We start from the raw sequence: 12,707 nt of genomic DNA, 5'->3' as shown, positions 1-12,707 counted from the left end.
CCCCACCCTGAAAACCTTATTTTATAGCGCTGCTTTCCCGCCCTGCAATAAATTGCGAGATCATAGCTCAATCCTAAATAAACCTGATTGAAATATAGGTCAATTACTTGCATAGACTGAACCTGAAGCAACGATCGCATCAGTCTGAAGTTATGCAGTCGAGAAATTTGTCTTGCCATTTTCATCGTTACTGTGACATACTCAGGAACATAAATACACTATTCCGACCGATTTAATGGAGTTTATGGTAGCCCAATCAATTGCAGGGTTACCAGCGTTTCAACATGACTGCCGATCGCCATCCCAGGAAAGAACTATGCTAGAAGACGCTCAAGGACTTGAAGTTACAACAGACTCAAAAGCCGCGATCGCAGCTATTAACAGCTTCATCGATCAAGCCCTCAGTTATGGCAAAGAGGCGGAAGCAGTAATTCACCAAGGGATTGCCGCCGATCCCAACTGTGCAATTATTCGTGCTTATGCAGCAGCTTATTATCTTTCTCAGGAAAATGCTCAAGCGTGGAAGCAAGCCAAGCCACATCTACAAATAGCGCAACAGCAACTTACAAAAATCACCGATAGAGAACAGTTGTATGTGCAGGCGATCGCAGCTTGGGCGGAGGCGAAAATTGAACGGGCGATCGCTATCCACGAAGCCCTTACCGAAAAATATCCCCGTGACTTAATCTCTGTACAGCAGGGACAGTATCACTACTTTTACTTGGGCGATCAGCAGAGATTGCTGGCGATCGCGCAAAAGGTATTACCAGCGAATCGCGACAATCATTATCTATACGGTATGGTGGCATTTGGTTTAGAACAATGCCATCGTTTGCAGGAAGCAGAAGCAATGGGGCGAATCGCCACCTCAATGAATCGTTACGATCCTTGGGCGCATCATGCTGTGGCTCATGTGATGGAAACTCAAGGACGAATTGAGGAGGGAATTGCTTGGATGGAAAGCCTGGCTGATACCTGGGAAAACTGCAACTCCATGCTTTATACCCATAATTGGTGGCATATAGCGCTTTATTATTTAGAGCAAGGTAACGCAGCCAAAGTCTTAGCGCTTTACGATAGTCATGTTTGGGGACGCGCACAGAAATCCTCGCCTAAAGATCAGGTAGGTGCGATCGCTTTATTGTTAAGACTAGAGCTGCAAGGGTTTGATGTAGAACAGCGTTGGCAGCAGTTAAGTGCTTATTTACTCCCTCGACTGCATGAACATGCTTTACCGTTTCAAGACTTACACTATATCTATGCATTAGCGAGAGCAGAACGTCATGACTGGTTAAAGCAGATGTGGGAGAGTATGCAGCAACATACCCTGAAGATTAACCCATTTCTGCGGCGACAATGGTCGGATATTGCCATTCCTTGCGCTAAAGGCATGATTTCCCACGCTAAAGGTAATTGCTCAGAAGCAGTCAATCAACTCCAACCTGTACTATCAAAATTATCTCAAATAGGGGGTAGCCATGCCCAAAGAGAATTATTTGAGCAGGTGTATCGAGATGCTTTGTCGCGAACTCAAAAGTCAGCGAGTAACCTCTTGTCAGCCTGATTAGTTAAGTAGCAATAAGTTTCAGTTCAGAAGATTTAGCTGTTGAGGCTGGTAGAGGAAGCAGTCCAATGAAAAAAATTTCATCTCTAGGGATTGTTACTCAGAACTCAGCACTTTAATATTATCAAAAACTCAGCAGACTCTAATTTTTCAGTCAGCTTGTTCTCAGATTAATAACTCAATCTATTAATTACAGGCTCTTGATTGACATGAAGCTCTTGGTCATTGAAGAAAGAGGTTATTATGATGAAAAAATTAATTGGTAGTACTTTATCTGCTCTCATACTCACTACATCTGCTGCCGCTATAGCTACACCTGTTAAATATGAACAGTTAAATACACAGGCACAATCTCAAATAGCATATCAAATTAATGTTCCCCATATTACTGGTTCTGGTGTTCGTAATAATGCTCACTTTATCCAAGTTGCAGTAGTTGGGATGTCGCTGCAAGATTTAATGATATCTCTGCCAGACCAAATGGAACGTTTTAATAGTGTAGAAATTACAGACCAATCAGGTAAACAAATTGCTGCCAAAACAGAGATTAGTAAAGAACGTATAGCAATCACCTTTGAGCAACCTGTAACTTCTGGTGGTGTGGTAGAAGTAAATCTCACAGGTATACGAACCAGGAGTTCAGGCGTAAGAACACTGCTTTATGGTGTAACTGGCCAAAGAGTTGGCTTAAAAGGAGACATTCCAATTGGAACAGCCAGAATTGATCTCCTCGATCAAAGCTAAATTAGATACTCTCTTTGCATGGTTGTGAGTGTCTGGAACTGCAAAACAAAATAGGTTAAAAAGTAGAGATTACCGAGACAATTTTGGATTTTAGATTTTGGATTTTGGATTAAATCTAATCTAGAATCCAAAAAACGGTTTCAAGCCTCTGGGTTTACGGAGAAGAAAACAAAAAAAAATCAGTATTTAAGCCTCTTCTTTACAAGGAGAGGTTAATCATCAATATTGAAGACTACTTTAAAAAAAGAATGCGAGACATAAGTTAAAGAGACAACATTTTTGTGCCTTCCCAATAATTTTTATCTCGCAAGCATTCTGGGAATTAGTATAAGTTGAAAAATTAAGGCGGGATTATTCTCTTTCTTAAAGTGAAACAGAATAATTGCTAGCAGATGAGTGCTTTGCAAGCAGATAGCGCACTTCTTCATCGGTAGTTTGCAAAAAGTTTTCGTACCATAGACCAACTGCACACATTTGCTCTGGCATTTTCAAACAAACTACTTCATCGACTATCCTCTGCAATTGTTCACAAGTTTCAGGTGGTGCAACTGGAACTGCTACAATCATGCGCTTTGGTTGTTGGCGTTGCAATATAGTAATAGCAGCACGCATGGTTGAGCCAGTAGCAATACCATCATCCACAACAATGACAGTGCAATTTTTGACATTAACTGGAGGGCGATCGCCTCGATAAGCGCGATCGCGACGCTGTAATTCTTGAAATTCATCAGCCGTTACTTGCTCAATCGTCTCAGTGGAGATAGCTAAAGAGTTGACAACATCATAATTCAATACCCGAATACTTCCCGATGTGATTGCACCCATTGCCAATTCTTTGTGCCCAGGTACACCCAGTTTTCTTACTAAGCAGATGTCTAATGGAGCACTAAGTGCCTTTGCTACTTCATATGCTACTGGTACACCACCACGAGGTAAGCCTAAAACCAGCAAATTTGGGCAACCAGTATAGGCTGTTAGTTGTTTACCTAACATCTGACCAGCTTCTAAGCGGTTACGGAATTTTGTAGACATAATTATCACCTCCATAGGGTGAAAGCGATGCATCGTTAAATTCTGTGCAATATACCGAAGATGACCCGATCTACTATTTGCGATATTGCTGACTGCAAAGGCTACCCAATAGAGCTGGTACCAAATTTTTCTAATAATTACTCACAGTACTTATAGACTTTCTATAAACGTCTTTGACTATATTTACTGCTATGGGCTGTTAAATAAGACTGAAACTCCCAGCGCGCTATTAATTTTGGTTACAAACCGCAAAATAATAACTAATATCCTTTGCACATAACTCTATTGTCTCATCCTTCCCAATATATATAGCAGTCCTCAATCATTTGTAAGAATCTATAGAGAACTCCACAGAATGATTGATCCAAAAGCTGTCATTGCGAGCGAAACGGAGTGTAGTGAAGCAATCCCAATATTTTGCGGTTGCTTCATTTCGCTTCCCTTCTCCTGACAGAGACGCTACGCGAACGGGACGCTACGCGAACGCTACATTCGCAATGACAATTGGGCATTTCTTTTTGTGGAGGTCTCATAGATATTTGAAATTTGCTCTCCTTTTCCCGATTACTAATTATTCATGACCCAGTCACCACAAGTGTGCCAGGTTCAAAAGTGGCATAGGTTAATCGGATGGTATAAAAACAGATGGTATTCTAGGTCAAGTTTACAACAGCGGTTTCACCCAGATAATCGCATCCTAAGTAAACGCGAATTTAGTTGCAAAATTGGCTAACTTAACAACCATCATCAGTGGGAGATGTGGCGAGGCTCAGAATTTAGGACGAGAGCCTTTTAATGACTTAAATAGGCATCTATGCGATCGCAAATATTTGTGAAACGGTAATTTGCAGATTTCCGTTTATTCATTGCCAGGAGTGTGCTACTCAATTCATCGAACACCTTAGGAGTCGCATTATTATGTTTTTGGATCAACCGGTTGCAATCACTCAACCTGTTAACCTTGGCAATGCTGCTAAGTTACAAGCTGAATATGCTGATAACGCAGATTTATCTACCGCAAAACTGACAAATACTCAAAATAACTCAACTACAAAACTCGCTCTCAGTAATACTGGTAAAACCTACTTTGTTTCTGGAACTGGGAACGATAACAATAATGGACTAAAGGAAAGTAGTGCATTTCGGACGCTGCAAAAGGCAGCAGACTTGGTAAAAGCAGGCGATACAGTTTACATCATGAATGGGACTTATACGCAAGCTAACCCTAACCAAGAAATTATGGTACTTAATAAAAAACAAGGTACGCCGAATGCACGCATTACCTTCAAAGCCTATCCTGGACACAGCCCTTTCATCAAATCGCGCAATTGGACTGCTATTAAATTGCTTGGGTCTTCTTACATCACCATTGAGGGTCTGACCTTAGAGGGCAACAACGACAATATTACATTGCAGTATGCACAACAGCAAAAATACAATTACAACAATCCCCAGACAGCAGGTAATGGAATTGAAATCCGTGACTTTTCCCACCATGTGATCATTCGGAACAACAGAGTCTCTAAGTTTGGTGGGACAGGAATTAGTTCTATCAAAGCAGACTATCTCACATACGAGAATAATGTGGTTTTTCAGAATTGTTGGTATAGTCCTTGGGGCGCAAATCCTATGGGGATGATGTACAACTGGAATTCTGACAACAATACCAGCCAATATAAAATGATTATCCAAGGTAATACGCTTTACGACAATAAAAGCTTAATTCCTTGGAAAGATGCAGGAAAAGTCACTGAAGGGCATGGAATTATCATAGATGATTCACTAAACACTCAACAGAATTCACTGCATCAACGTTATCAAGGCAAAACTCTGGTTGCAAATAACGTTGTTTATAAAAACGGTGCTGCTGGTATCCATGTATATAGTAGTGCCTATGTTGATGTGGTCAACAATACAACCTATCAAAATGGGCAATATCCTGATACTCAACAGTATGGAGAAATTTCTGTAATTGAGTCTGATCAAGTGAAAGTTTTCAACAACATTATGTATGCTCGCAAGGACGGAGAAGTAAACAACGTCGCGAAATCTAAGAATTTCCAATACGCCTATAACCTTGTTTACAATTCCTCCAAATTTAACGGTTCACTAACACAAAATATTATGGGAAAAGACCCATTATTTAGCGATCCGTCCAAGGCTAATTTCACCCTCAGATCTGGTAGTTCGGCGATTGATACTGGAACCAAGACTTTCAGTGGAGTCAATGCACCGACTATTGATAAGCAAGGCTTCAGCCGTCCGCAAGATGGAGATGGTAGAGGTGGTGCGATTATAGATATAGGTGCATTAGAAGTCTCTGCCAAAGCTGCTTTCGCCAGGTAAATCATACCATTTTGAAAAAATCAAGGGACAGATGATCAGGAGCATGGCAGCATTAAGATAATTCGATATTCCCAAAGATTTTGGTTGCTGTGCCCTAACAGAGAATTCAATACTTGTCGGTTAAGGGGAAAAGGGGAAGGGAAAATGGTAAGACAAAACATTGAACTCTTACCCTTTCTCCTGCGGAGACGCTACGCGTAGCTTGCTTAAGCGCAGGGGTACACCTTTTACCTAAACCAAATTAAGACAGATAAATTCTTTGTAAGGGCACGGCATCCACAATTCTTTGGCATATCAAATATCTTACTGGTGCCGTGCCCCTACTCATCTGTCGCGTTTTTTTTCAAAATGGTATAACGCACCCTACAATTCTAAATAAATAAAATAGGATTGCTATATTTGCTATTTATGATGTAGAGGTAAGGCAATTTGAACTGTTGTTTCCTGTTGATAAATACTGGTAATTGAGAAATTACCACCACAAATTGCGACGATTTTTTTTACTAATTTTAAGCCCATGCCTATGCCTTGCTGTTCATAGGTTTTGCGTTCAAATTGCATGAAAGCACCGATTTTGGAAATCTGTTCTGCTGTCATCCCTCTGCCTAAATCATGGATGTAGAGATTCAGCATTTCTTTATCTACCTGAGTGCTAATTTTGATGGCTGTAGCAGTTTGAGAGAATTTGAGGGCATTATCGACTAATTCATGGAGGATAATTTCTAAATATTGCTTTGAGATAGATACCTCGGCTTCCTCAATTGCAAATATTAAATCGTCACTGCGATGAAAACTTTGGGCATGAGATTGCAAAGCGGTAGCGATCGCATTTTGGGAAAAGTAGCTTGATTGCGGTTCGATGTTTTGCGGCTGCTGTGCTAATAACTCTAGTTCTAAATAAATTAGGAATTGTTTGGTTAATTTTTCTAAGTTTCGGGCGGATTTATCTGCCAAGCTTAAAAATTCGCGGATTTCGGCAAGATTCATATTCTCAATATCATCCATCAGCAAGCTGACGATGCCAACAATGCCATTAAGTGGTGTATTCAGTTCGTGGGGTAAAGCTGTGGCTAAGTTACCGCGCAGTTCATCAAGAGTACTTTCTAAGACTTTGATGGTATTGGCTTGAATATGAGATAAACTCTGGATTTTATCGTACTGTTGCTTAATTCTCAGCATTGCATGAACGCGGGCGCGCAGTTCCACCGCGTTGACAGGTTTGCTAATAAAGTCTTCGGCACCAGCTTGTAAGCAACGCGCTAAGTCTTCTTTACCTGTGAGAGCAGTCACCATAATAATGGGGACTGGTTGCCACTGAGGCATGGCTTTAATTTGTTTACAGACTGTTATACCATCTGTTCCCGGCATCATGACATCAAGCAAAATTAGATCTGGCTGAAATAGGTTGAGAGATGCGATCGCTTCTTGCCCACTAGGTGCATAATGCAGTATGTAATCTTGCTGACTTAAGAATGCTTCAATCACATCAAAGTTATCGGGTTCATCGTCAATGACTAAAATCGATGCCATAAAGGGAACAGGGTAAAAAATGTTTAATTATTTAGGTACTTAATAGCTGTTGAATAGTAGTAGCCAATTGCTTGAGTTTAACAGGTTTACTTAAGTAGTCATTGGCTCCGGCAGCAATGCAGCGATCGCGATCGCCATTCATCGCTAATGCGGTGAGTGCCACAATGGGAGTATTAACTAAGTTGGGATCGAGACGAATGAGTTTGATGGCTTCTAAACCATCCATCAAGGGCATTTGAATATCCATCAAAATTAAATTAGGGTACTGAGTTGTAGCTAACTCAATCGCTTCTTTACCATTATTTGCTAACAAAATGCGATAGCCTTTAGCTTTGAGGTAGCTAGAAACTGTACTGATATTGGCTTCGTTATCTTCCGCTAGCAAAATTAGCGGCCCAGCATGGTCAAGGTTTGAAGAAACAAATTCTGGAGTAACATCAGGTTGAGTATCTTCTACAACGGGAAAAACTGGGGTATAGGGTAACTCGATGGTAAAACAACTACCTACGCCTAATTCGCTACTTAGCCCCACTCTACCACCGTGTAGTTCTACAATGCGTTTCACTAATGCTAGTCCCAAGCCTGTACCCGCGTATTGACGATTTAAAGCGCTATCAATTTGGATAAAAGGCTTAAATAGTTTGTTGATATTTTCTGGGGCGATGCCGATACCTGTATCTTTCACGGCAATTTGTAAAAAATGTTGCCGAAGAGAATTGTTAGTGGTGTCGGGAGACAGTTGATTAACTTCTAAGGTAATTCGTCCCCCTTCTGGGGTGAATTTGACTGCATTATTGAGTAAGTTAATTAATACTTGACGAATGCGTCGTTCATCTACTAGTAGGTGTGGGAGATTTTGGGGAATTTTGGTCTCTAGCTGGATGCGTTTTTGTAATGCTTGTTGTTTGATAAATGCCAAACTAGATTGGCACAGATTGGCTACAGAAATTGAGGTGTAATCGAGCTTAATCTGTCCAGCTTCAATTTTTGCCACATCCAAAATATCATTGATCAACTCCAGCAAATGAGAGCCGCTACGCTCAATTGTGTCTAAAGCTTTGAGCTGTTGCTGATTGATGCTGCCAAAAACTTCATCTTGTAGCCCTTCAGTCATCCCCAGAATGGCATTGAGAGGGGTACGAAGTTCGTGACTCATGTTAGCTAAAAACTCATCTTTGAGGCGGGTAGCACGGGCGAGTTCTTCGTTAGAAAATGCTAGCTGTTGATTGATTTCCGTGAGCTTGGCTTCTGCTTGTTGACGTTCAGCGAGTTCTTGCTGTAATTGTTCAAATAGACTCGCTTGCTGAATTGCGATCGCTAATTGGTTGGCAATTTGTTGCAGAATTTGGGCTTCTGAGTTTTTCCAGACTCTTCTTTCCTGGCAAGCATGAACAACTAAAATTCCCCACAGCTTATTTGTTGCCCAAGGCGAAACCCAGCGATGATTTTGGTCACGCACTTCTTGTAAGATAGGTGCCACAATTTTGGATTGGATTTGTCCTTCCTGGGAATATTCCACCAAGCAATGTGTCCAGAGATCATTCATCACATCGGGGACAATACGAGGCTTACCTTGCCAGTAAAAATCAAGGATTTCTTGAGACCAAATTTCGTTCCCCCAGTGGCGGTTTTTGAGGCTGACAAATTCACTAGATACAGCTTCTTCCGCAATTTTACTTCTGCCATCCGCAAACAGCCGAAACACGATGACGCGATCGCAATGCATTAAATCTTTCACCTGTTGAGTTACCGTTGCTAAAATCTCGTTGAGATCTAAAGACTTGCGAATTTGTTCAATAATTGCCCCTAGAGTTTGCTGTCGCCGCAGTTGCAGGGCAATTCTGGCTTCAGCTTGCTGGCGCACCAATAGTTCCGACTGATTTTTTTCGTAGAGACTCGCTTGTTGAATTGCGATCGCCAACTGGTTCGCAATTTGCCGCAATAATTCGATTTCCCATGTTGTCCATGAATGAGGTCGATGATTGTGGTACATCGCAAACAAACCCCAAAGTGATTCATTCACGAAGATGGGGGTAATTACATAAGCTTTGGCTTGAAACTGTTGCAAAAGTTCAATATGGCAAGGCTGTAAGCCAGCTTGATCAATATCAGCAACCACTAGGGTTTCATAATTTTGAAATCGACCACCTTGAGTTTCTTGGAGATAGGTATCTTCCCAAACTTTTTTCACCTGAGATCCCACAAGTTTTACCCAATTAGCAGCTACAGATTCCGCAACAAACTCACCACTCCAATCTGCTCGAAAGCGGTAAAGCGCTACCCGATCTACTCCTAATACTTGTCTAATCTCAGTCACTGCTGCATTAATAATGACCTCAATATCTAGGGATTGGCGAATAGTTTGGGTAATATTCCAGAGCAACTGTTTATGTCTGGCCTGCTGTTGCAGTTGCATTTCTGCTTGTTGACGTTCCTGCAATGCAGCTTTTTGTTCGCTAATATCTACCACTACACAAATAGTTTGATAATCTGAGCCTGGGAGCATAGCCACCCCCAGCAACACAGGAATCTTGCTACCATCCTTGCGGTAATATTCTTTTTCCCAAGGATTCATCGCGCCATATTGACTCAGATGCTTCAGCGCTCCAACATCGGCAAAGACGTATTCGGACGGGGTTATGGCTTTCCAACTCAACGCCCCAGCATTGAGTTCTTCTCTGGTATAACCTACCATCTGTAAGAAGCGATCGTTGGCATCGGTAATGTCTCCTTTAAAATCGGCAAAGAGCATACCGACTACATTAGAATCAAAAATTCGCCGGAAGCGGAGTTCGCTACTTTGCAGGGCTATTTCCGCACGCTTGCGATCGCTAATATCAAAGTGAACTCCAATCATTTTCTGGGGGCTGCCCTGTTCATCTCTTACCACCACCCCATAAGCTTTGATGAAGTAGATGCTGCCATCTGGATGTACAACCCGAAACTCAGTATTGTATTCTGCTTGTCCTAGAACCGCTTGTTGAAGCAAGGTTTCCGTCTGTGTACGGTCATCCGGATGTAACTTTTTTGTCCAGGTATCGTAGACTATGCAGGAATCAGATTGTGGAGTGACTCCATACAGTTCGGACATCCGTTCATCCCAAAGAATGGTGTTCTGTAAAATATCCCACTCCCAACAACCAATTCCCCCAGATTTCAGCGACAAGGCAAGGCGTTCCGATGTTTTGTGAAGTTCTACTTCTCTGGCTTGTAATTCTTCAGTCCGCTGTTCTACCCTTGCTTCTAAGTCCTGATTTAAACGATGTAGTGCATCGTTTGCTGCTATACGCTGTAATTCTGCGGCGGCTCGTGCTGCAAATACTTGGAGAATCGCGATCGCTTCAGTATATTTAGTCTGTGATAAGGGCTGCCTATCGAGAATGCAAAGATTGCCAATTGTATTACCAAGATTGTCTTTTAAAGCAATGCCCAGATAGCTATCGGCCTGCATTGTCTGTAAGGCTAAATTATCAGGAAAGATTGTTTGCAGTTGGCTTTGGCAGTAAAATTCCCCGTCTCTAAGACTATGTTCGCAGGGAGTTTGAGCTATATGGTAGGAAATTGCTGGCTGTAAGGCTCCATTTTCCCAGAATCCTAGACTATAGAGTTTGTCACCCACCAATTCGTTGACAAGGGCGCAGCAGACATTTAATGCTTCAGCAATGTGGCTCACTAGGGCGGGAAAAAAGTCATCTCCCGTAACAGCTGCAGTTCCGGTTACCAATTTTTGCAGCGTCATTTCCGCCCGTTGGCGATCGCGCAGTTGCTCTTGTAATTGTTGGTGGATAGTAGCTTGCTGAAGAGCAATCTCTAAATGTACTGATAAAGCTTGCAGCAGTTCAACTTCTGATTGTTGCCACTCACGGGCTTTGTCGCTTTCGGAGACATTTAGTAAGCCCCAGAGTTCACCGTTACACAACAAAGGTATCAAAATTTTGGCGCGAATCTGGAGACTGATCAGCATCTGGCGATGACAATTAGTCATTTGGGTTGTGTATATATCTTTGACAACGCGAATCTGCCCCTGGCAGTAATTCTCTCGATAATTTTTCTGAAAACAGCCATCTTTGATCCATCTGCCCATCAAAGATAGAGAAGAATTAGTCGATTCTGCCACAACTGCGGCGGGCCCATCCTCTTCAAATCGCAAAATGATGACGCGATCGCAACCTAAAAATTGCCGCACCTGCTGCACAGTAGTTTCGAGAATGGTTTGCAAACTCAAGGACGAGCGAATTTGCATGGCAATATCAGATACCAGTTGCGCCTGTTCTGCTTTAGTCTTGAGGGCGGTTGTGCGGGCTTCTACTTGCTGTTCTAATTCCGCAGTCCTAGCTTCTAGGAGTTGTACTTTTTCTGTCTCTAGTTGTACTACTTTCTTTTCCAAAACCTCCGCTAGCTTGTATAACTCCAAGGGGTTAAGGGCTTGCAGCAAACTGCTTTGAGTCAAAATCCCTAATAACTCCCCCTGCTCACCTGTCACCGCCAAGCGCCGAATTAAGCGCTGTTCCATGATCTGTTGCACCACCAACAGCGAATCTTCAGGTTTTACAGCAAAAATTGGGGTACTCATCACCATGTGAGCGCAACAGGTTTCCAGGTTCAAGCCCAAGGCGTGAAATTGCACAATATCCCGCTCAGTCAAAATTCCCACGGGGATTTTGACTGGTGCAGCTTCGCTACCACCTGGTTGGACAATCATGACAGAACTGACACGATGGGCTGTCATCAGTTGCGCGATCGCCAATATCGAACTATCTGGCGCAGCACAAATCACTTCACGACTCATTACCTCAAATGCCAAACGCAAGCGCAAAAGATTGATAGCGCGAGAAGATTGTCTCAGAGTTTCATTGGTGAGCAAGCCCACAACGAGATCCTGCTCATCGAGGATAGGTAAGTGGCGAATGTGGTATTGCTGGAGCAAATTCACCGCAAAAAATACATCAGTCAAGTCAGACTCATGCAGAGCAATGACTGGATGAATCATCACTTCCCGAATCGCTAAATTCTCCAAAGGACGCTGCTGGGCACACAAGCGTACCACATCTTTTTCTGTAAAAATACCTAATAAGCTGTGATTATCTACTACTAAAACACAACTGCTTCTTGCGTCGATATCGAGTTCGTCAAGTTTATTGGCATCACAAACAGCCCGCACACCGCTCATGAGAGCGATCGCGTCTATCACCAAAGTATCTAGTCCAACTATTAAGGGATTGCGGACAATTGCGGATTTTAATTCTGAGGAAGTGAGAGCTGTTGTGTGCTTAAACATTTGAGCCTTACGCTTGCACCCTTTTCAATTGAGCAAATTTATTTACGCTTCGTGGTACCAGTATATTTTTAGATATAAAAATATACTAGGAAATTTACTAAGAAATTATAGTTGGTTTAGTGAAAATGGAGATTGGGCATAGGGCATAGGGCATGGGGCATTAGAGTTGTTGGGAAATAACTCAGAGTTGCATTGAAATTCTGACCCCTGTGG

Annotated in this window: 6 protein-coding genes; 3 read left to right on the top strand and 3 right to left on the bottom strand. The window is 42.2% G+C overall.

Features of this window, described 5'->3' with window-relative positions; translation table 11 throughout:
- Positions 1-316 precede the first annotated feature (316 nt).
- Together HG267_RS04540 and HG267_RS04535 are read left to right on the top strand one after the other, a co-directional pair.
- Positions 317-1,564: a tetratricopeptide repeat protein gene (locus HG267_RS04540; protein ID WP_045870543.1), complete on the top strand. Its 1,248-nt coding sequence runs from the start codon at positions 317-319 to the stop codon at positions 1,562-1,564.
- Positions 1,565-1,807: 243 nt separating this feature from the next.
- On the top strand, positions 1,808-2,308 hold the full coding sequence (locus HG267_RS04535; protein ID WP_228045469.1) for a DUF2808 domain-containing protein: 501 nt from the start codon (positions 1,808-1,810) through the stop codon (positions 2,306-2,308).
- 363 nt (positions 2,309-2,671) lie between these two features.
- On the opposite strand, the gene HG267_RS04530 is transcribed toward HG267_RS04535, so the two are convergent.
- Positions 2,672-3,340 carry a phosphoribosyltransferase gene (locus HG267_RS04530; RefSeq protein ID WP_045870424.1) on the bottom strand — a complete coding sequence of 223 codons (669 nt, stop codon included), beginning with the start codon at positions 3,338-3,340 and terminating at the stop codon, positions 2,672-2,674.
- A gap of 918 nt (positions 3,341-4,258) precedes the next feature.
- Here HG267_RS04530 and HG267_RS04525 point away from each other — a divergent pair.
- Positions 4,259-5,686 (top strand): right-handed parallel beta-helix repeat-containing protein, encoded by a 1,428-nt coding sequence (locus HG267_RS04525; protein ID WP_052335191.1) that lies wholly within the window; start codon positions 4,259-4,261, stop codon positions 5,684-5,686.
- A gap of 402 nt (positions 5,687-6,088) precedes the next feature.
- Here the strand turns inward: HG267_RS04525 and HG267_RS04520 are convergent, their stop codons facing one another.
- On the bottom strand, positions 6,089-7,216 hold the full coding sequence (locus HG267_RS04520; RefSeq protein ID WP_045870423.1) for a hybrid sensor histidine kinase/response regulator: 1,128 nt from the start codon (positions 7,214-7,216) through the stop codon (positions 6,089-6,091).
- A gap of 31 nt (positions 7,217-7,247) precedes the next feature.
- Positions 7,248-12,494: a GAF domain-containing protein gene (locus HG267_RS04515; RefSeq protein ID WP_045870422.1), complete on the bottom strand. Its 5,247-nt coding sequence runs from the start codon at positions 12,492-12,494 to the stop codon at positions 7,248-7,250.
- Positions 12,495-12,707: the final 213 nt, after the last annotated feature.

The organism is Tolypothrix sp. PCC 7601, assembly GCF_025677855.1.
Lineage (GTDB): Bacteria > Cyanobacteriota > Cyanobacteriia > Cyanobacteriales > Nostocaceae > Aulosira > Aulosira diplosiphon.
This window is presented reverse-complemented; position numbering and strand designations above follow the sequence as displayed.